The 20,144-nt window shown below is 72.3% G+C and carries 19 protein-coding genes; 9 read left to right on the forward strand and 10 right to left on the reverse strand.

What is annotated here, in order from left to right; translation table 11 throughout:
- Positions 1-21 precede the first annotated feature (21 nt).
- Together Actkin_RS24965 and Actkin_RS24970 are read right to left on the reverse strand one after the other, a co-directional pair.
- Positions 22-300, reverse strand: coding sequence for a hypothetical protein (locus tag Actkin_RS24965; protein WP_258904453.1), 279 nt, complete (start codon positions 298-300; stop codon positions 22-24).
- Between the two features lie 1,879 nt (positions 301-2,179).
- A complete protein-coding gene (locus Actkin_RS24970) occupies positions 2,180-2,455 on the reverse strand; it encodes a DUF397 domain-containing protein (RefSeq protein WP_258904454.1) in 276 nt (91 codons plus the stop codon).
- Between the two features lie 98 nt (positions 2,456-2,553).
- On the opposite strand from Actkin_RS24970, the gene Actkin_RS24975 reads away from it, so the two are divergent.
- The gene (locus Actkin_RS24975) at positions 2,554-3,264 is read left to right on the forward strand and encodes a hypothetical protein (protein ID WP_258904455.1); all 711 of its coding nucleotides are present in this window, start codon (positions 2,554-2,556) and stop codon (positions 3,262-3,264) included.
- A 124-nt stretch (positions 3,265-3,388) separates the two neighbouring features.
- Positions 3,389-4,864 (forward strand): alpha/beta hydrolase, encoded by a 1,476-nt coding sequence (locus tag Actkin_RS24980; protein ID WP_258904456.1) that lies wholly within the window; start codon positions 3,389-3,391, stop codon positions 4,862-4,864.
- 42 nt (positions 4,865-4,906) lie between these two features.
- Here the strand turns inward: Actkin_RS24980 and ilvD are convergent, their stop codons facing one another.
- Together ilvD and Actkin_RS24990 are read right to left on the reverse strand one after the other, a co-directional pair.
- Positions 4,907-6,751 carry a dihydroxy-acid dehydratase gene (ilvD, locus tag Actkin_RS24985; RefSeq protein WP_258904457.1) on the reverse strand — a complete coding sequence of 615 codons (1,845 nt, stop codon included), beginning with the start codon at positions 6,749-6,751 and terminating at the stop codon, positions 4,907-4,909.
- Positions 6,752-6,826: 75 nt separating this feature from the next.
- Entirely contained in the window at positions 6,827-7,222 is a 396-nt protein-coding gene (locus tag Actkin_RS24990) for a PH domain-containing protein (RefSeq protein ID WP_258904458.1), read from the reverse strand.
- Between the two features lie 279 nt (positions 7,223-7,501).
- Here Actkin_RS24990 and Actkin_RS24995 point away from each other — a divergent pair, with 279 nt between their 5' ends.
- The 5 genes from Actkin_RS24995 (at position 7,502) to Actkin_RS25015 (ending at position 12,762) form a co-directional block, all read left to right on the forward strand.
- On the forward strand, positions 7,502-9,334 hold the full coding sequence (locus Actkin_RS24995; protein WP_258904459.1) for an acetolactate synthase large subunit: 1,833 nt from the start codon (positions 7,502-7,504) through the stop codon (positions 9,332-9,334).
- 2 nt (positions 9,335-9,336) lie between these two features.
- A complete protein-coding gene (ilvN, locus tag Actkin_RS25000; protein ID WP_189213427.1) occupies positions 9,337-9,843 on the forward strand; it encodes an acetolactate synthase small subunit in 507 nt (168 codons plus the stop codon).
- Between the two features lie 30 nt (positions 9,844-9,873).
- Positions 9,874-10,887 (forward strand): ketol-acid reductoisomerase, encoded by a 1,014-nt coding sequence (gene ilvC, locus Actkin_RS25005; RefSeq protein ID WP_189213428.1) that lies wholly within the window; start codon positions 9,874-9,876, stop codon positions 10,885-10,887.
- Between the two features lie 121 nt (positions 10,888-11,008).
- Positions 11,009-11,914, forward strand: a complete 906-nt coding sequence (locus Actkin_RS25010) for a DNA-processing protein DprA (protein WP_258904460.1) — start codon at positions 11,009-11,011, stop codon at positions 11,912-11,914.
- 2 nt (positions 11,915-11,916) lie between these two features.
- Positions 11,917-12,762: a ComF family protein gene (locus tag Actkin_RS25015; RefSeq protein ID WP_258904461.1), complete on the forward strand. Its 846-nt coding sequence runs from the start codon at positions 11,917-11,919 to the stop codon at positions 12,760-12,762.
- 5 nt (positions 12,763-12,767) lie between these two features.
- Here the strand turns inward: Actkin_RS25015 and Actkin_RS25020 are convergent, their stop codons facing one another.
- A complete protein-coding gene (locus tag Actkin_RS25020) occupies positions 12,768-13,388 on the reverse strand; it encodes a DoxX family protein (RefSeq protein ID WP_189213429.1) in 621 nt (206 codons plus the stop codon).
- 17 nt (positions 13,389-13,405) lie between these two features.
- Positions 13,406-14,317, reverse strand: coding sequence for a 2-hydroxyacid dehydrogenase (locus Actkin_RS25025; RefSeq protein ID WP_189213430.1), 912 nt, complete (start codon positions 14,315-14,317; stop codon positions 13,406-13,408).
- A 94-nt stretch (positions 14,318-14,411) separates the two neighbouring features.
- Between Actkin_RS25025 and Actkin_RS25030 the strand changes: the two genes are divergently transcribed.
- Complete coding sequence (locus Actkin_RS25030; RefSeq protein WP_189213431.1) at positions 14,412-15,575, forward strand: PQQ-dependent sugar dehydrogenase; 1,164 nt, start codon at positions 14,412-14,414, stop codon at positions 15,573-15,575.
- Positions 15,576-15,786: 211 nt separating this feature from the next.
- Here Actkin_RS25030 and gatB read toward each other — a convergent pair whose 3' ends face one another.
- The 4 genes from gatB to gatC are packed head-to-tail and all read right to left on the reverse strand — an operon-like array spanning position 15,787 to position 19,281.
- Positions 15,787-17,289 carry an Asp-tRNA(Asn)/Glu-tRNA(Gln) amidotransferase subunit GatB gene (gene gatB, locus Actkin_RS25035; RefSeq protein WP_189213432.1) on the reverse strand — a complete coding sequence of 501 codons (1,503 nt, stop codon included), beginning with the start codon at positions 17,287-17,289 and terminating at the stop codon, positions 15,787-15,789.
- Positions 17,286-17,483 carry a hypothetical protein gene (locus Actkin_RS25040; RefSeq protein WP_189213433.1) on the reverse strand — a complete coding sequence of 66 codons (198 nt, stop codon included), beginning with the start codon at positions 17,481-17,483 and terminating at the stop codon, positions 17,286-17,288. The genes gatB and Actkin_RS25040 overlap by 4 nt, the downstream gene beginning before the upstream one ends.
- Entirely contained in the window at positions 17,483-18,985 is a 1,503-nt protein-coding gene (gene gatA, locus Actkin_RS25045; protein ID WP_258904462.1) for an Asp-tRNA(Asn)/Glu-tRNA(Gln) amidotransferase subunit GatA, read from the reverse strand. Before gatA ends, Actkin_RS25040 begins: the two co-directional genes overlap by 1 nt.
- Positions 18,982-19,281 (reverse strand): Asp-tRNA(Asn)/Glu-tRNA(Gln) amidotransferase subunit GatC, encoded by a 300-nt coding sequence (gene gatC / locus Actkin_RS25050; protein ID WP_189213435.1) that lies wholly within the window; start codon positions 19,279-19,281, stop codon positions 18,982-18,984. The genes gatA and gatC overlap by 4 nt, the downstream gene beginning before the upstream one ends.
- Before the next feature lie 206 nt (positions 19,282-19,487).
- Between gatC and Actkin_RS25055 the strand changes: the two genes are divergently transcribed.
- On the forward strand, positions 19,488-20,129 hold the full coding sequence (locus Actkin_RS25055) for an ACT domain-containing protein (protein ID WP_189213436.1): 642 nt from the start codon (positions 19,488-19,490) through the stop codon (positions 20,127-20,129).
- The last annotated feature ends 15 nt before the right edge of the window (positions 20,130-20,144 follow it).

Genomic DNA, 20,144 nt, shown 5'->3' on the forward strand with positions numbered 1-20,144 from the left:
CATGTCAGGTTCTGGTCAGACTTACTCACCGATGACCGGGGGCGCGGTGAACTCGTCGTTGCCGAACATCTCGTCATCGTCCCCTTCGACGAGGTAGGACGGCCGCTTGACCGGCGGCGGAGACGGCGGCGCCTCCGGCTCGGGCTCGTGGTGCCGCACGGGAACCGCCGTCTGCCCGGTGACACTGCCGGACCCGGTCGGCCCGAACCCGTCGGCCGGGAGCACGGGCAGCGGCCTGCGCGGGGGTGGGGGTGGAGCGGGCGGGAGGTAGCTGCCGGAGGGCCCGAAACCGGTGTGCACCGACGGGTTCGACCAGCTCGGGGCGGACGGGCGTGGTCCCGGACTGTGGGATGAGATGGGGGCTGGCCGGTTCGCCGGAGCAGACGGGCGAGGCGGGGGCGGCGGCAGGGGCGCGGATGCAGGCGGAACCTGCCGGGATGCAGCGGGGGCATGTCCGGACGCGGCGGGGACTTGCGCGGAGGCTGACGAGACCTGCCCGGTCGCGAGCTGGGCCGGTCCGGGAGTGGGCGGGGTCTGCCCGATCGCGGACTGGACCTGCCCGGCAGTGGGCGGGGTCTGCCCGATCGCGGACTGGACCTGCCCGGGAGCGGGCGGGGTCTGCCCGATCGCGGACTGGACCTGCCCGGCAGTGGGCGGGGTCTGCCCGATCGCGGACTGGACCTGCCCGGCAGTGGGCGGGGTCTGCCCGATCGCGGACTGGACCTGCCCGGAGGCGGGCGAGGCGTGCCCGGGAGCGGGCGGAGTTTGCCCGGCAGTGGGCGGGGCCTGCCCGGGAGCGGGCGGGAACTGGCCGGACGCAGCCGAAACGGACGCGTGGGCTGGGGCCTGAGCGGGGGTGGGCCGAATCTGACCAGGGGCGGCCGGAACCAGCCCCGCTGCGCCCGGAAGCTGCGCGGACGCCGCCGAGGACTGCCCGGGCGCGGGCGAAGTCTGTCGGAAGGCAGGCGAATGCTGCCCGGACAAGGCAAGAGCCTGCGCAGACGCGGGCGATACCTGTCCCGAGGCGGGCGCGGTCTGGCGGCCTGGCGGCGAAAACTGCCCGGATACATCCGAAACCTGCGCGGACGGAGCGGGTGCAGGCGAGGTCTGCAGGGAGGCAGGCGGGCTCTGCCGAGACGCGGACGAAACCTGCTGAGAAGCAAGCGGGCTCTGCCGGGGCCCGGACGGAGCAGGCCCGGACGAAGGCTGAGACGCAGACGAGCTCTGCCGGGACGCGGACGGAGCGGACGCGGGCGAAGGCTGCTGAGAACCAGGCAGGCTCTGCCGGGGCGCAGGCGAAATCGTCGACGGCCCGGGCGAAACCTGCTGAGAAGCAGACGGACTCTGCCGGGACGCGGACGGAGCGGACGCGGGCGAAGCGGGTGCGGGCGAAGCGGGCGCGGACGGAGCCTGTGCGGACGGGAGCTGTCCGGCTGGGGGTGGCGCTTGTCCGGCCTGAGGGTGGGTCTGGCGAGGTTCGAGCGGCGGTTGCCCCGGTCCGGGTGAGAAGTGTCCGGTGGAATGCGGCGAAGTCGGGCCATTGCCCGGGCTGCGGGAGGGCGCCGGTGGTGTCGAGCCGGTGCCGGGAGTGCGGGAGGGCGCCGGTGCTGTCGAGCCGGTGCCCGGAGTGTGAGAGGGCGGCGGTGGTGGGGTCGGGCGGTCGCCCGGAATGCGGGTGGGTGCCGGGGGTCGTCCCTGCGCGTCCGGTCGGGTGTGGGGGCCGGGTGGGTGTGGGGGCAGGGCGTCCTGGCGGGGGTGTGACGTGTCTGGGCGCGCAGGGGTGGAGGGTGCGGGCGCGGAGGCGCGCTGCGGCGTCGGTGAATCCGGCCCGGCGGTTCCCGGGTGGCGTCCGGGTGGGCTCGGCGGGAAGGGCCGGTTCTGTCCGCGTGGTCCCTGCCCGCCTGGGTGCGCGCCAGCTGTTCCGTTCGGTCCTGCCCAGCCCGGCGCCTGTGTGCTGGGAAGGGCGTGGCCGGGCCCATCCGCCGGGTGTGGCGAGCGCGTCCCCGGATGCGGGCCTGCTTGCGGTGGGGCGTCAGGGCGGGTTCCGTCGGCGGAGTGGCCGCTCGTACCGGCAGGCGCGCCCGGTCGCGGTGGGTGGAGGGCGCGGGTGGGGGCGGGTTCCTCGGTCCACGGCTGGGCGTTCTCCGGGGGGATCCAGACCGGGCCGTCGGTCACCGGGTCACCATGGTTCGTCGAATTCGCCTGCCTTGGCGCCTTCCACGAAGGCGTCCCACTCGGACATCGTGAAGACGAGGACGGTGTCCTCCGGGCCGGTGTACTTGCTGTTGCGCATGGCCACGTAGGTGTTGCCGTCGGTGTGCGGGACGAACGCGATCTCGACGTACTCGCCGTCGGGGTCGGCGTCGGGTTCGGCGGCGCGCTGCCAGTCCGCGTTGGTGAGGTCGAGGTTGCCGCGGACCTCGGCCTTATCGTCGTAGATGGGGGCGCTGTCCATAAGCAGGGTCTCCCTCGCTAGTTCGGCAGGGACCAGGTATACCGCAGCCGGTCGTGTCGATCCCGCACCAGCCCGGTCGCGCTCAGTAGCGTAGCGGGGTGACCTCGTACTACCGGCGGTACCTGCGCGGCGACCGCGAGGCCGTCTGGGCCGAACTGCGCGCCCTCGGCCCCGTGCCGGACGCCCTGGTCGAGGACGCCGCCGCCGTCGCCGACGAGACGATGATCCGCGTCGCCCAGCACGTGGCCCGCATCGCCGCGGCGCTGCCGGAGCTGGGGTGGGTCCCCGCCGACCCGCTGGTGCCCCCGCACGAGCCCCCCGACGACGACGCCCTGATCGACACCCTCACGGAGAAGATCGGCGGCCTCCCGCTCGCCCTCGACGCCTGCCTGCGCCGCGTCGGCCAGGTGTGGTTCGCGGGCGACTGCCCCGTCCTCGACCTCACCTACCACTCCGAGCCCGCCCCCCGCTCCCTCCCGCCGGGCCCGGAGTTCCCCGACCCGCTGTGCCTGGGCAACGCCTACTCCCTGGCCTACGAGTGGGAGCAGTGCGAGGACCCCGCCGACTTCGCCTTCCCCATCGCCCCCGACGAACTGGGCAAGGCCAACCTCGACGGCGGCGACCACAGCGTCGCCCTGCCCAGCGACCATGCCGACCCGCCGCTGCTGGGCGTCGCGGGCAAGCCCGGCGCCACCCTCGTCGAGTACCTGCGCGACTCGGTCCGCTGGGGCGGGTTCGCGGGCTGGAGCCTGCACCCCGACCTGGCCCCGCACGCCCTCATCACCCTCCGCGCCGACCCCGACTTCTGACCCCCGCGAGCGGAACGCGGTCCGCCGGTGATGACCTCGGCGGATCCGTTTTGTCGGTTCCTCCCGAGGCGCCGCCGGCCATACTCGGGACCACGGATGATCCACATCCCGTGGGGAGGGACACATGCGAGTCTCCACCGGCCCGCGCGTCGCGTTGGCCGTTGTGTTGGTGGCGGGGATCGGATTGGCGGGCGCGGGCACGGCCGCGGCCGACAGCGGCATCGAGTGGGCGCCGTGCCCGGAGAACGCCGCCGTCGAGTGCGGCGAGGTGACCGTGCCGATCGACTGGGCCCGGCCGGGGAAGGGCACGATCGACATCGCCGTGGCGCGGCGCAAGGCGACCGACCCGGACGCCCGGATCGGCACGCTCCTGTTCCTGCCCGGCGGCCCGGGCGGGTCCGGGGTGAACACCGTGCTGGCTGGCGGCAGGCTGCCCGCCGACATCGCCGCCCGGTTCGACATCGTCGGCTTCGACCCGCGCGGCACCAACCGCAGCCACCCCGTGGTGTGCGACGCGGCGCTGGTCGCGAACCCGCCGGAGCAGGTGCCCGACCTGGGCGCGCGGCTGTCGGAGATGACCGCCTACAGCAAGCGGCTCGGCCGCAGCTGCCGCGAGCACACCGGGCCGCTGATCGATCACGTCGACACCGCCAGCGTCGCCCGCGACATGGACGCGCTGCGGGCCGCGCTCGGCGAGCGGCAGGTCAGCCTGTACGGGATCTCCTACGGCACGCTGACCGGCCAGATGTACGCCGAGCGGTTCCCGCACCGGGTGCGCGCGATGGTCCTGGACAGCGTGTTCGACCACAGCCTCTCCACCACCCGCTTCCTGGCGAGCGAGGCCCGCGCCGCGGAGGACGGATTCGGCCAGTTCGTCGCCTGGTGCGAGCAGGACGCCTCGTGCGCGCTGCACGGCAGGGACGCCGCCGAGGTCTACGCGGGCCTGTACGAGAAGGCGCTGGCGGGCGAGCTGCACGTGCCCGGCGACCCGACGCGCCCGGTCGGCCCGTTGGACCTGATCGGCGTCGCGGTCAACCACCTCTACGGCCCGCACTGGGCGGAGCTGGCCGTGCTGCTCGACGAGCTGGACAGCCAGCGGCCGCAGGTCGGCGCGCAGGTCGCGCCCGAGCTGACGCCGATGCCGCTCGCCTCGTTCTGCGGCGACCACGACTTCGACTTCCGGTCGCAGCGCGAATGGACCAAGGCGTGGCGCATGATGAACCGCGAGGCGCCCACCGTGCGCGGGCACTTCGCGTGGACGCTGGTGACGTTGTGCGCCGAGTGGCCAGCGCGGACCGGCAACCCGCAGCACCGCACCGACATCGACGGCGGCCCCACGGTCCTGCTGATGAACGCCCAGTACGACCCGGCCACCCCGCACGAGTGGGCCACGAGCGTCGCCCGCCAGATCGACGACAGCGTCCTGCTCACCTACGACGGCTGGGGCCACGGCGTGCACAACCGCAGCGAGTGCACCCTCGGCGCGCTCAACCGGTACCTGATCGACGGGATCGCCCCGGCGCCGGACACCCACTGCGCCGCCGTGCCGCCCGCGCAGCTGACCGCCGCGGGCAGCCCGCCGACCACGATCGGCTGGTGACCGCCGCGGCGGGCGTCCCCGGGTGGGGACGCCCGCCGTCGGTCAGCGGGAGGGGTCGCGGACCGCGCCGGTCGAGGCGTCGGTCGTCAGGCGGGCGTACGCGCGCAGCGCTGCCGTGATCGGGCGGACCCGCTCGCGGGGCTGCCACGGGCGCTCGCTCGCCACCATCTTCGCCCGGCGCTCGGCCAGGACGTCGGCGTCGACCAGCAGTTCCAGTCGGCGCTCGTGGACGTCGATGAGGATCTGGTCGCCGTCCTCGACCAGGGCGATCGTGCCGCCGCCCGCGGCCTCCGGGGAGATGTGGCCCACCGACAGGCCCGACGAGCCGCCGGAGAAGCGGCCGTCGGTGATCAGCGCGCACTTCTTGCCCAGGCCCGAGCCCTTGAGGAACGCCGTGGGGTGCAGCATCTCCTGCATGCCCGGCCCGCCAGCGGGGCCCTCGTACCGCACGACCAGGACCTCGCCGGGCTGGATCTTCCTGCCGAGGATGACCGACACGGCCTCCTCCTGGCTGTCCACGACGCGGGCCGGGCCCTGGAAGCGGAACAGGTCCTCGTCGATGCCCGCGGACTTGATGATCGCCCCGGACTCGGCCAGGTTCCCGCGCAGCACGGCCAGCCCGCCCTCGACGGTGTAGGCGTGTTCGACCGACCGGATGCAGCCGCCCTCGGCGTCGGTGTCCAGCGACGACCAGCGGTTGGTTGTGGAGAACGCCTGCGTGGTGCGGACCCCGCCGGGCGCGGCGTGGAACAGCTCGACGGCCTCCGCCGACGGCGACCCGGAGCGGATGTCCCAGGTGGACAGCCACTCCGCCATCGTGGGGCTGTGGACGGTGGTGACGTCGGTGTTCAGCAGCCCGCCCCGGTACAGCTCGCCGAGGATGGCCGGGATGCCGCCCGCCCGGTGCACGTCCTCCATGTGGTAGTCGGAGTTCGGCGACACCTTGCTCAGGCACGGGACCCGCCGCGACACCGCGTCGATGTCGGCGAGGGTGAAGTCGATCTCGCCCTCCTGCGCGGCGGCCAGGATGTGCAGGACCGTGTTGGTCGAGCCGCCCATCGCCACGTCCAGGGCCATCGCGTTCTCGAACGCCGCGCGGGTGGCGATCGAGCGCGGCAGCGCGGTGGCGTCGTCCTCGCCGTACCAGCGCCTGCACAGCTCCATCACGGTCGTGCCCGCGCGGGTGAACAGGTCGCGGCGGGCGGCGTGGGTGGCCAGCGTGGAGCCGTTGCCGGGCAGCGCGAGGCCGAGGGCCTCGGTGAGGCAGTTCATGGAGTTCGCGGTGAACATGCCCGAGCACGACCCGCACGTCGGGCAGGCCGAGCGCTCGACCTCCGACAGGCCAGCCTCGTCGACCTCGGAGTTCGCCGACGCCGCGATCGTGGTGATGAGGTCGCTGGACGGGTGCGCGACCCCGCCGACGACGACCGCCTTGCCCGCCTCCATCGGCCCGCCGGAGACGAACACCGTGGGCACGTTGAGCCGCATCGCGGCGTTCAGCATGCCCGGGGTGATCTTGTCGCAGTTGGAGATGCACACCAGCGCGTCGGCCTGGTGGGCGTTGACCATGTACTCCACGGAGTCGGCGATGATCTCCCGCGACGGCAGCGAGTAGAGCATCCCGCCGTGGCCCATGGCGATGCCGTCGTCGACGGCGATGGTGTGGAACTCCCGCGCGACGCCCCCCGCGGCCTTGATCGCCTCGGCGACGATGTCGCCGAGGTCGCGCAGGTGCACGTGGCCCGGCACGAACTGGGTGTAGGAGTTGGCGATGGCCACGATCGGCTTGCCGAAGTCGTCGTCGGTCATGCCGGTGGCGCGCCACAGCGAGCGGGCGCCCGCGGCGTTGCGGCCGTGGGTGGTGGTGCGGGAGCGCAGCGCTGGCACGGCTCCTCCAGGGTTTCGGGATGGTCTTGAACAGGCAGGCCTGGTGGGCCGCGGTGGAGGACGGTGCCGTCCAGGCTACTCCGGTGCGACCGTCGGGTCCTTGATGCGCCCGCCACTGATCAGCGACAGCGCGGGCAGGTGGCGCGGGCGCACCGAGGGCAGCGGCACGCGCGAGTCGTCGGTCCGCACGGCGACGACCTTGCCCTTGGGCATGAGCAGCAGGCCCTTGAGCTCGTCCCACGGCAGCGACGCGCCGCCCGCGACCCGGCGCACGGTCAGGCCGGTGGCGTCGGCCACGGTGCGCGTGCGCGCGATCCAGACGATGGCAGCGACCGGGAACACGTACAGCAGCGCCAGCACCGGCAGGGCGATGGCCATGGGGGTGACGCAGACGGCCACCAGCAGGGCGGCCAGGATGGAGACCTGCGGCACACGGAAGACCAGCCGGGACGGTATCTGCTGCTCGGACACGCCTAAATGGTGCACTCCGCGCCCGGTCGGCCCGCGTCCGGGTCCCCCAGTCGTGTCCATCATGCGAGAGGACCGTCCCGCAGAGTTGACGCCGCGAGACCGGACGCTCTACCGTCACGATCGTGCCGACGCAGTTCATTCTCGTACTTCCGCCGCGCGTTCGACGCTGACGGAAGCCACAACTCCTGCGTCGAACGCGCGGACCCTCGTACGACCCATCGGCGGTCGACGGGGGTTTTTTCGTGTCCGGCCCCGACTCCTTCTACCCACGAGGCAGAGATGACCAGCGCAACTTCGCGGCCCACCCCGGCCGCAGGCAATCCTGGCGCCGCGCCTGCGCGTCCCAAGCCCGCCCCGCCAGCGGGCGCGCCCATCCGCGTGACCGGCGCGCAGTCGCTCGTCCGGTCGCTGGAAGCCGTCGGCGTCGAGGTCGTGTTCGGGATTCCGGGCGGGACGATCCTCCCGGCCTACGACCCGCTGCTGGACTCGACGAAGGTGCGCCACGTGCTGGTCAGGCACGAGCAGGGCGCAGGACACGCCGCGACGGGGTACGCGCAGGCCACCGGCCAGGTCGGGGTGTGCATGGCCACATCGGGGCCGGGCGCGACCAACCTGGTGACCCCGCTGGCCGACGCGAACATGGACTCGGTCCCGGTCGTGGCCATCACCGGCCAGCAGACCCGCGCGCTGATCGGCACCGACGCCTTCCAGGAAGCCGACATCTGCGGCATCACGCTGCCGGTCACCAAGCACAACTTCCTGGTCACCGACCCGGCCGAGATCCCGCGCACGATCGCCGAGGCGTTCCACCTGGCCAAGACCGGCCGCCCCGGCCCGGTGCTGGTGGACATCCCCAAGGACGTCCTGCAGGAGATGACCTCGTTCTCCTGGCCGCCGGAGCTGCGCCTGCCCGGCTACCGCCCGACCACCCGCCCGCACGGCAAGCAGGTCCGCGAGGCCGCCCGGCTGATCAACGCGGCCCGGCGCCCGGTCCTCTACGTCGGCGGCGGCGTGATCAAGGCCCAGGCCTCCGCCGAGCTGCTGGAGCTGGCCGAGCTGACCGGCATCCCGGTCGTCACCACGCTGATGGCGCGCGGCGCGTTCCCCGACTCGCACGCCCAGCACCTCGGCATGCCCGGCATGCACGGCACCGTGCCCGCCGTCGGCGCGCTCCAGCGCGCCGACCTGCTGGTCGCCCTCGGCGCGCGGTTCGACGACCGGGTCACCGGCAAGCTGGACACCTTCGCCCCGGACGCGGCCGTCGTGCACGCCGACATCGATCCGGCGGAGATCTCCAAGAACCGCCGCGCGGACGTGCCGATCGTGGGCGACTGCAAGGAGATCCTGGTCGAGCTGATCGCCGCGGTGCGGGCCGAGCGGGCGCAGAGCCCGGCCGCCGACCTGGCGCCGTGGTGGCAGACGCTCGACGCGTGGCGGGAGAAGTTCCCGCTGGGCTACGAGTGGCCCGCCGACGGCACGCTGTCCCCGCAGTACGTCATCGAGCGCATCGGCGCGATCGCCGGTCCGGACGCGATCTACACCGCGGGCGTCGGCCAGCACCAGATGTGGGCCGCGCAGTTCATCAAGTACGAGAAGCCCGCCACCTGGCTGAACTCCGGCGGCCTCGGCACCATGGGCTACGCCGTCCCGGCCGCGATGGGCGCGAAGTTCGGCCGCCCGGACAAGGTCGTGTGGGCCATCGACGGCGACGGCTGCTTCCAGATGACCAACCAGGAGCTGGCCACCTGCGCCATCGAGGGCGCGCCGATCAAGGTCGCGGTCATCAACAACGGCAACCTGGGCATGGTCCGCCAGTGGCAGAACCTGTTCTACGCCGAGCGCTACTCCCAGACCGACCTGGGCACGCACAAGCACCGCATCCCCGACTTCACCCTGCTCGCCGAGGCGCTGGGCTGCGCGGGACTGCGCTGCGAGACCCGCGAGGACGTCGACACCGTCATCCAGCGCGCCATGGAGATCAACGACCGGCCGGTCGTCATCGACTTCGTGGTCGGCAAGGACGCCCAGGTGTGGCCGATGGTCGCCGCGGGCACCGGCAACAACGAGATCATGGCCGCGCGCGGCATCCGGCCCCTGTTCGACGAGGACTGACGATGAGCACCCACACCCTGAGCGTCCTGGTGGAGAACAAGCCCGGCGTGCTGGCCCGGGTCGCGGGCCTGTTCTCCCGGCGCGGGTTCAACATCGACTCGCTGGCCGTCGGCCCGACCGAGCATCCGGAGGTGTCCCGGATGACGATCGTGGTCGCGGTCGAGGAACTGCCGCTGGAGCAGGTCACCAAGCAGCTGAACAAGCTGGTCAACGTGATCAAGATCGTGGAGCTGGAACCGGCCGCCGCCGTGCAGCGCGAGCTGCTGCTGGTCAAGGTGCGCGCCGACGCCACCGTCCGCAGCCAGGTGCTGGAGACGGTGCAGCTGTTCCGCGCGAAGGTCGTCGACGTCTCGCCCGAGGCCCTGACCGTGGAGGCCACCGGCACCGCGGACAAGCTGGAGGCGCTGCTGCGCATGCTGGAGCCCTACGGGGTGCGCGAGATGGTCCAGTCCGGCATGGTCGCCATCGGCCGCGGACCGCGGTCCATCACCGCGACCGCCGTCCGCTAGATCCATTACCGAAGGGAAGTATCCGTCCCCATGTCCGTCGAGATCTTCTACGACGCCGATGCCGACCTGAGCGTCATCCAGGGCCGCAAGGTCGCCGTCATCGGCTACGGCAGCCAGGGCCACGCGCACGCGCTGAGCCTGCGCGACTCCGGTGTGGACGTCCGCATCGGACTGCCGGAGGGCTCCAAGAGCCGGGCCAAGGCCGAGGAGCAGGGCCTGCGCGTGCTCACCCCGGCCGAGGCGTCCGCCGAGGCCGACCTGATCATGGTGCTCGCCCCGGACACCAAGCAGCGCTTCATCTACGCGGAGGACATCGAGCCGAACCTCAAGGACGGCGACGCGCTCTTCTTCGGCCACGGCTTCAACATCCGCTACGACCTCATCAAGCCGCCCGCGAACGTGGACGTGGCGATGGTCGCGCCCAAGGGCCCCGGCCACCTCGTGCGCCGCCAGTTCGTCGACGGCAAGGGCGTGCCCTGCCTGATCGCGGTGCACCAGGACGCGACCGGCGGCGCCCAGGCGTTGGCCCTGTCCTACGCCGCGGCCATCGGCGGCGCGCGGGCGGGCGTCATCAAGACGACGTTCACCGAGGAGACCGAGACCGACCTCTTCGGCGAGCAGGCCGTGCTGTGCGGCGGCGCGTCCGCGCTGGTCCAGGCCGGTTTCGAGGTGCTCACCGAGGCGGGCTACGCCCCGGAGATCGCCTACTTCGAGGTCCTGCACGAGCTCAAGCTCATCGTGGACCTGATGTACGAGGGCGGCATCGCCCGCCAGCGCTACTCGGTGTCGGACACCGCCGAGTACGGCGACCTCACCCGCGGTCCGCGCGTCATCACGCCCGCGGTGAAGGCGGAGATGAAGAAGATCCTCGGCGAGATCCAGGACGGCACCTTCGCCCGCGAGTGGGTCGCCGAGGACGAGGCGGGCCGCCCGAACTACACCAAGCTCCAGCAGCAGGGCGCCGAGCACCCCATCGAGGAGACCGGCCGCAAGCTCCGCGGCCTGATGTCCTGGGTGGACCGCCCCATCACCGAGACCGCGTGACCGGAAAGGCGGGGAGGGCCCACGCCCCTCCCCGCCTTTCACCTGGTCGGACCTGTCCACGAGCCGAAATACCAGCTCAGTGGATAGCGCGGCCGTCAGACCTAGCCGATACTGTGGCCCCATGACCAGCCGGAAGGAACGGGGCGCGCTCGTCGCGCTCCTGCAGGACCGGCCAGGAGGTGCGACCTGGCGCCGAATCACCGACCAGGTCGCCGATCGCGGCAGTGCCGTCGCGGTCTTCGACGAACTGTGCCCTGGAGATCTGTTCTCCACGACCACCGCGAACGAGACCCGTTTCGAGGAAGCCGCCCAGGCGATCGACGCATGGGAGGCGGCTGGCTTCGGGGTGTACACGATCCTGGACGAGAGCTACCCGAACCAACTGCGCGACGTTCTGCACATGCCGCCGATCGTCTTCACGCGCGGCGCCCTCGCCGACGACGCGCGCGCGGTTGCGATCGTCGGTTCCAGGAAAGCCTCTGAACGTGGTCTCGAGATCGCGGCCCGGCTCGCGAGCGGCCTCGGTGAACGCGGTTTCACCATCGTCAGCGGGGGTGCGGCGGGCATCGATTCCGCGGCCCACACCGCGGCCCTGGATGTCGGTGCGAGGACAGTCGCGGTAATCGGGACAGGTATTCGCCACTACTACCCGGCGGAGAACCGCAGGCTCCACGATCGGATCGCTCAACGCGGGATGGTGCTGTCCCAATTCTGGCCGGACGCACGACCCAACAGGGCAAGTTTTCCCATGCGGAACGCGGTGATGTCGGGCTATGTGAATGCGACGATCGTGGTCGAGGCGGGCGAGCGGAGCGGCACACGCATCCAAGCGCGCAACGCCGTCGAGCACGGTAGGCCAATACTCCTGACGGATCGCGTGGTGGATGCCAATTCGTGGGCGAAAGCAATGGTCGGCCAACCAGGGGTTCACGTCGTCGCGGGACTTTCCGACGTCCTTCGCGTGCTGGAACTCTCGCAGGACGACGATGAGGCTGTGAACCGCCTCTTGCGGGCCGCGAGCATCTGAGAATGCCTGACGTCAGCCCGCTGTCGCCACAGGTCGTACAGGGCGTGCGCCAGGCCGTTCGAAACCGGGTGGGCGCGTTCTTCAGGAACTCCGTCTGGATCCGCAACCGCACTTGCGCCGTATGCGCTATCCCCATCGAATCGAAGTACACACTCTGCTATCAATGCAATGAAGCGTATTCGACGTGGGGCAGCCAGATCGCGGACCAGGTCCTGGTGGTCGCCTACGCATACCGGCGGTGCGGCGAACACCGGTCAACCAGGGGGAGGCACCAGTCTGAGCAGCACATGTGGTCGTACAAGGCCAACTACCCTGGACCCGGATGTGTCACTGACCTGACGACGATGCTCGCAGTGGCGCTCCGCTGGCACCGGGGATGCGCGGAGGCTGGTGTCGGCAGCCCTTGGACGGCATGGACCTGCGTCCCGTCCGGCAGGCACAGCCGTGTCGGGGAGCATCCACTGCTGCGGCTCTGCCTGAAGGCTGGTCTGGGATCGTCCTCGTTCTCAAATCCACCGCTTCCGTACGTCGGCCTCACTGCCCGTTCGTCCATCTTTGATCGGCGGGTGCTGCAGGGGATGTTCAGCGTCGACGCCCCGCACTTGGTGGCTGGCAGGCATGTGCTCGTCGTGGAAGACACGTGGGTGACCGGCAGCTCCGCCCAGTCAGCGGCCTTGGCGCTCAAACAAGCAGGAGCGGCTGCCGTCACCATTGTCTGCCTGGCGCGCTGGCTGCGCGAAGACGGCCCAGCCAGCGCGGCAGAGTTCTTCGTAGCACTTCTCGACCCGTACGACCCTTTGCGGTGTCCGGTGAATTCGAGCCGATGTTTCGCTCAGCAACCTCGGTAGTGCTGCTACCGCATGACGAACAGCGCCACCGCGGACAGGCCCAGGGCCAGGATCAGGAAGATGAAGCCGAACGCAGGCGCCCGGCGGAACCACGGCGACCTGCGGTCGAGGGAGATGTGGCCCGCCCCGGTGAACAGCAGGGCGAAGGCGGCGGCCAGGTAGATCGTCTCCAGTTCGACGCCGCCGGCGAAGAGGTTGACGTCGACGCGGACCCAGATCGCGCTGATGAGGATGCCGACCACGGCGGAGGCCGCTGCCGGGGTGAACAGGCCGATGATCAGCAGCAGGCCCGCCACCAGCTCGGTGACGCCGGTGATCCAGGCCAGCAGGGTCGCCTGCTGGAAGCCGAACGCGGTCAGGACCGTGGCGAAGCCCTCGATCCCGGGTCCTTCCAGGATCCCGAAGACCTTCTGCAGGCCGTGCGCGAGCACGAGCGCGCCGAGCACCACCCGCAGCACGAGGAGGCCGAGGTCGGCCCCCACGTGCCAGCGGTGCGGGTCGGGGCGGCGGTCGGCCTCGGTGTCCGGCCTGGTGAGGACGGTCGTGTCGTTGGTGTCGTACGGGCTGTCGTAGGCGGCGGTACTCTGCGCCTCCGAGGGCCGGAAGTAATCGCTCTCGCTACTCACGCGCGCAGACTAGGCGATCAGTACTCCCCGCGCACGAGGTTGGCGGGCCGCTCCCCCGCGACGAACCGCGCCACCTGCTCGGCGACCACGCGGTACGCCCGGTCCCGGTGGCCCGCGCACGCCCCGCCGACGTGCGGGGTGAGCAGCAGTCCCGGGGCCGACCACAGTGGATGGTCCGACGGCAGCGGCTCCGGGTCGGTGACGTCCAGCGCGGCGCGCAGCCGCCCGGACCGGAGTTCGGCCAGCAGCGCGTCGGTGTCCACCACGGCCCCGCGCGCGGCGTTGACCAGGATCGCGCCGTCGGGCATCCGGGCGAGGAACCTCGCGTCGACCATGCCGCGGGTGGCCGAGGTCAGCGGCACGACCAGCACGACGGCGTCGTGCTCGGGGATCAGCGCGTCCAGTTCGTCCAGGCCGTGGACGCCGTCGCGGGCGCGGGTACCCACGAGGGTGGCGTGCGCGTCGAAGGCGTCGAGCTTGCGGCGCAGGTCCTGGCCCAGGTCGCCCGCGCCGAGGACCAGCACGCGCTTGCCCTGCAGGGTCTCGGTGACGTGCGACGCCCACCGCCGCTCGATCCGGGCGGCCTCGAACTCGCGGAACTCGCGGTAGACGGTGAGCAGGGCCGTCATCGCCCACTCGGCCGTGCTCGCGCCGTGCGCGCCGCGGCCGGTGGAGAGCATGACGCCCTCCGGCACCGTCCCGGTCCAGTGCTCCACGCCCGCCGTCAGGAGTTGCACCAGTCGCAACGCGGGCAGGCGGGAGTACACGTCCGGGCCGGGCGGGACGCCGATGCCGGGCACGAGCACCTGCGCCTCGGCGGCCTCGGCGGGCAGCTCGTCCAGGGAGGGGTACCGCACCGCGCGCACGCCGTCGAGGTCGGACAGCGCCGCGACGCCGTGCTCATCGGGAACCAGAACCGTAACCGTCACGGCTCCCGACCCTAATCCGCAACGCAGCGTAGGGCGTCCGTCACCGGCACCCGCCCTAACCAGCGGTTCACGACCCGGCGCCTAGCCTGGACCCATGGGACGCCGGAACCTCGCAGCGCTGGCCACCGGCGTGGTCATGACCGTGACCGGGTGCGCCACGTTCACCGCGCAGCCGCCGCCCCAGAGCTGGCAGCCGCAGGTCCCGCTGACCCCGCAGGCCGGTCCCCAGCCCCGCGAGCAGGGCGGCGGCTCCGGAGGCGGCGGCGGCCAGGGCGGGAACCAGCCGCCGCAGTCCATCCCCCCGCCGGACGGCTGCACCGACTTCAACCCCGCGGTGCTCGCCACCTGCCTGGACTCGCCGGTGGCCGTGGCCGCGCTGCCCGGCGACGGCAGCGACCCGTCCGCGCTGGTCGGCGAGCGCACCACCGGCCGCATCCTGCTGGTCCGCAAGGACACCGAGCCGAAGGTCGTGGCCACCGTCGCGGTCGACGCCGCTGGCGACGGCGGGCTCACCGGCCTGGCCCTGTCCCCGTCGTACGTCGAGGACCAGCTGATCTTCGCCTACGTCACCACGAAGACCGACAACCGGCTGGTCCGCATCGCCCCGGGCGACGTGGCCAAGCCGGTGCTCACCGGCATCCCGCGCGGCCCGTCCGGCAACCGGGGCGCGCTGGCGCTCGACCACACCGGCGCCCTGCTGCTGGCCACCGGCAACGCGGGCAAGCCCGCTGGCCCGAAGTCGCTCGCGGGCAAGCTGCTGCGCATCACCGCGGGCGGCAAACCGCACCCGGAGAACCCGGACCCGGCCTCGGCGATCGTCGCCAGCGGCCTGACCAGCCCGGGCGGCGTCTGCGCCTCCCTGGACGGCTCGCGCACGTGGGTCACCGACCGCACGGCGAAGGCCGACGTCGTCCACCGCGTCGAGTACGGCAGGCCGCTGGGCACCCCGGCGTGGTCGTGGAAGGACAAGCCGGGCGTCGCGGGCTGCGCGTCGACGTCGCAGGCGCTGTGGATCGCCATGTCGAGCGCGGGCCACCTGCAGAACCTCCCGCAGGCCCCGGACGGGACCTTCACCGGGAAACCCCAGGTCACCATGGACGGCGACGAGGGCTTCGGCAGGCTCGCGGGCCTGGACCTGGTCAACGACTCCATGGCGGTCGCCACGACCGCCAACAAGCACGGCGGCAAACCCGCGACCAGCGACGACCGCGCCATCGCCATCATCCCGACCCACGGCGACGGCGGCGGGGCGGACTGACGGCAAGGGCCCTCACCAGGTCACCAACGCCGGTCGAGCACGCAACTCCCGGACCACAAGGGCCGCCTTCACCACCACACGGGCCCGCCACAGCAGCCTCACCGCGGCAAACCCCTGCCACCACACCCGGCTAGCCAGACCAGCGGCAGGCGGACTGACAGCAAGGGGTCCCGGCCACCGGTCGGGACCCCTTCACCGCGTCGCTAAAGCGTCACTGGCAGCGTTCGAGCACCAGTTCCCGGACACGCTTGGCGTCCGCCTGGCCCTTGGTCGCCTTCATCACCGCGCCGACGATGGCGCCTGCGGCGGCGACCTTGCCGTCGCGGATCTTGGCGGCCACGTCCGGTTGGGCGGCCAGCGCCTCGTCCACCGCCGCGTACAGCGCGGAGTCGTCGGAGACGACCTTCAGGCCGCGCTTCTCCACGACCTCGGCGGGCTCGCCCTCGCCCGCCAGCACGCCGTCGACGACCTCGCGGGCGAGCGCCTTGGTCAGCGTGCCGTCGGCGACCAGCGCGATCACCGCGGCCACCTGGGCGGGCGTGATGGGCAACTCGGCCAGCTCGACGCCGCGCGTGTTCGCCTGCTGGGCCAGGTACGACACCCACCACGAGCGCGCCTCGGCGGCGGGCGCGCCCGCGTCGGCGGTGGCCGCGATCAGGTCGACCGCGCCGACGTTCACCAGGTCGCGCAGCTCGGCGTCGGACAGGCCCCACTCGGCCTGGATGCGCCTGCGGCGCTCCCACGGCAGCTCCGGCAGCGTCCCGCGCAGCTCGTCGACCCACTCCCGGGACGGCGCGATCGGCACCAGGTCCGGCTCGGGGAAGTAGCGGTAGTCCTCGGAGGTCTCCTTGCGGCGGCCCGCGCTGGTGTGCCCGGTGGCCTCGTCGAAGTGGCGGGTCTCCTGCAGGATCGAGCCGCCGGCGGCCAGCACGGCCGCCTGCCTGGTCATCTCGTGGCGCACCGCCCGCTCGACGCTGCGCAGCGAGTTGACGTTCTTGGTCTCGGTGCGGGTGCCGAACTCGGTGGCGTCCTTGGCCATGAGCGAGACGTTGGCGTCGCAGCGCAGCGAGCCCTGGTCCATCCGGACATCGGACACGTCCAGCGCCTTGAGCAGGTCGCGCAGCGCGGTCACGTACGCGCGGGCGACCTCGGGAGCGCGTTCGCCGGTGCCGGTTATCGGCTTGGTGACGATCTCGATCAGCGGCACGCCCGCGCGGTTGTAGTCCAGCAGCGAGTAGTCCGCGCCGTGGATGCGGCCGGTGGCGCCGCCGACGTGCAGGGACTTGCCGGTGTCCTCCTCCATGTGGGCGCGCTCGATGCCCACCCGCACGACCTCGCCGTCCTCCAGCGTGACGTCGAGGTAGCCGTCGAAGGCGATCGGCTCGTCGTACTGCGAGGTCTGGAAGTTCTTCGGCATGTCCGGGTAGAAGTAGTTCTTCCGCGCGAAGCGGCACCACTCGGCGATCTCGCAGTTCAGCGCGAGGCCGATGCGGATGGCCGCCTCCACCGCCTTGCCGTTCAGCGCGGGCAGCGAGCCGGGCAGGCCGAGGCAGGTCGGGCAGACCTGGGTGTTGGGCTCGGCGCCGAAGGCCGTCGGGCAGCCGCAGAACATCTTCGTGTTCGTGGACAGCTCGACGTGCACCTCCAGCCCGAGCACCGGGTCGAACCGCGCGACGACGTCGGCGTAGTCCATCAGCTCCACAGTGGACGTCACTTGGCCGCCTTCCGCAGGTTCCGGACGGCCAGCAGGATCGCGGTGATGGCGACCACGACGCTGGCGATCGCGTTGACCAGGGCGAGCTGGTCCTTCTCCTCGCGCGCCGTCTTGAACGTCCGCACCGCGTTGGTGGTGGAGGCCACCGAGCTGGCGAGGCGGATCGCGCCGCGGATCTTGTTCTCGTCGGCCATCAGTGTGCGACCTCCAGTTCGGGAACGCGGTGGATGAGCGCGCCGCCCTGCGCGGCGTCGCGGGCCGCCTCGTAGGCGGCGGCGACCCGGTAGCCGCGGTGGTCCTGCAGCGCGGGCGACATGATCTGCAGGCCGACCGGCAGCCCGTCGGCCAGTCCACACGGGACGCTCAGCGCGGCGTTGCCCGCCATGTTCGCCGGGATGGTGCACAGGTCCGCCCGGTACATCGCCATCGGGTCGTCGACCCGCTCGCCGATGCGGAACGCCGTGGTCGGCGTGGTCGGCGAGATGAGCACGTCGACCTTGTCGAAGGCGGCGGCGAAGTCGCGGGTGATGAGGGTGCGGACCTTCTGCGCGGAGCCGTAGTAGGCGTCGTAGTAGCCCGCGGAGAGCGCGTAGGTGCCGAGCATGATCCGGCGCTTGACCTCGGCGCCGAACCCGGCCTCGCGGGTCAGCGACATGACGTCCTCGGCGCTGCGGGTGCTGTCGTCCCCGGTGCGCAGGCCGTAGCGCATCGCGTCGAAGCGGGCCAGGTTGGACGAGGCCTCGCTGGGCGCGATGAGGTAGTAGGCGGGCAGCGCGAGGTCGAAGCTCGGGCAGGAGACCTCGACGATCTCCGCCCCGAGCGCGCGCAGCTGCTCGACGGCGTCGTGGAAGGCCGCGAGCACGCCGTCCTGGTAGCCATCGCCGCCCAGCTCGGTGACGATGCCGACGCGCACGCCGGTCAGGTCGCCGCCCTGCCCCTCGCGCACGGCCGCGACGACCGGCGGGACGGGCGCGTCGATGGAGGTGGAGTCCATCGGGTCGTGCCCGGCGATGACCTCGTGCAGCAGGGCGGCGTCGAGCACCGTCCGCGCGCACGGCCCGGCCTGGTCGAGGGAGGAGGAGAAGGCGACGAGCCCGTAGCGGGAGACCGTGCCGTAGGTGGGCTTCACGCCGACCGTGCCGGTGACCGCGCCGGGCTGGCGGATGGAGCCGCCGGTGTCGGTGCCGATGGCCAGCGGCGCCTCGAAGGCGGCCAGCGCGGCCGACGAGCCGCCGCCGGAGCCGCCGGGGATGCGGTCGAGGTCCCACGGGTTGCGGGTGACGCCGTAGGCGGAGTTCTCGGTGGAGGAGCCCATCGCGAACTCGTCCATGTTGGTCTTGCCGAGGATCACCATGCCCGCGGCCAGCAGCTTGCGCACGACCGTGGCGTCGTACGGCGGGTGCCAGCCCTCCAGGATGCGCGATCCGCAGGTCGTGGGCGCGCCCTGCATGGTGAGGACGTCCTTGACCGCGATCGGGACACCGGCCAGCGGGGAGGCGAGCTCGCGCCCGGCGGCGACGTCCTCGTCGACGGCCTTGGCGGCGTTGAGCGCGCGCTCGGTGTCGACGTGGAGGAACGCGTGCACGGCCGGGTCGACCTCGGCGATGCGGTCGAGGTGCGCCTGCGCGACCTCGACGGCGGAGACCTCGCGGGTGCGGATCAGGTCGGCCAGCTCTGCGGCCGTCTTGCGGATCATGCCTCTTCCCCCAGGATGCGCGGCACGCGGAAGCGGCCGTCCTCGGCGGCTGGCGCGGCGGCCAGCGCCTGCGCCTGGGTCAGACCGGGCCGGACCTGGTCGGCGCGGAACACGTTGGTCAGCGGCACCGCGTGCGACGTCGGCGGGATGTCCTGGTCGGCGACGGAGCCGACGGCGGCGACCGCGCCCACGATCTGGTCGAGCTGGCCTGCGAAGAGGTCCAGTTCGGCGTCGGTGACGGCCAACCGGGCCAGGCGGGCGAGGTGGGCCACCTCGTCGCGGGAAATGCTGGGCACTGGGCGCGAACCCCCCGGGGTCTCGTTGTCCGGTCTTCCGGCCGAGTCTATTTGCCGGGGCGGCGCGGGCTCGAACCGGTTCTCGTCCCGGCATCCGGTCCGTGGTGGACGCCCGCCATGCCCGGTCTGCGACAATCGGCGATCGGCATGGCGACTGGCCGGGAGTCCGGGCGCCCAACACCGATTAGCAGCGGGAGGCGTTCGAGGTGTCCTTCCTGATCCGGGTCCAGCTCCCGGACAGCCCTGGCACGCTGGGCGCGGTCGCGACCGCCCTCGGCGCCATCGGGGCCGACATCCTCAGTGTCGACGTGGTGGAGCGCGTCGGCGGCCTGGCGATCGACGACCTGGTGGTCGAGTTGCCCGGCGGCCGCCTCCCCGACGTGCTGATCACCGCGGCGGAGTCGGTGACCGGGGTCGAGGTGGACGCCGTGCGCCCCTACGCGGGCGTCCTGGACACCCACCGCGAGCTGGAACTGGTCGAGGAGGTGGCCGCCGACCCCGCGCACGGCCTGTCGATCTTCACCGAGGGCGTGCCGAAGATCATCCGAGCTGGCTGGGCACTGATGGTGGGCCCCTCCGGCCGCCTCGCTGCCTCCACGGCGGCCCCTGAGCTGCAGGAACTCGACCTGCCGTGGATGCCCCTCGCCCGGGCGACGGTCCTCGACGGCGAGGAGGGCTGGGTCCCGCCGACGTGGCGCGAGCTGGGCACCGAACTGGCCGCGACCCCGGTGGGCAAGCCGGAGCGCGTCCTGCTGGTCGGCCGCCCCGGCGGGCCCATGTTCCGCGCGGCGGAGGTGGCCCGGCTGGCCCACCTGGCGGGCATCGTGTCGGTGGTCCTGCCGGACTAGCGGTTCCGCCGGGCA

This window comes from Actinokineospora sp. UTMC 2448, assembly GCF_024760565.1.
Taxonomy (GTDB): domain Bacteria; phylum Actinomycetota; class Actinomycetes; order Mycobacteriales; family Pseudonocardiaceae; genus Actinokineospora; species Actinokineospora fastidiosa.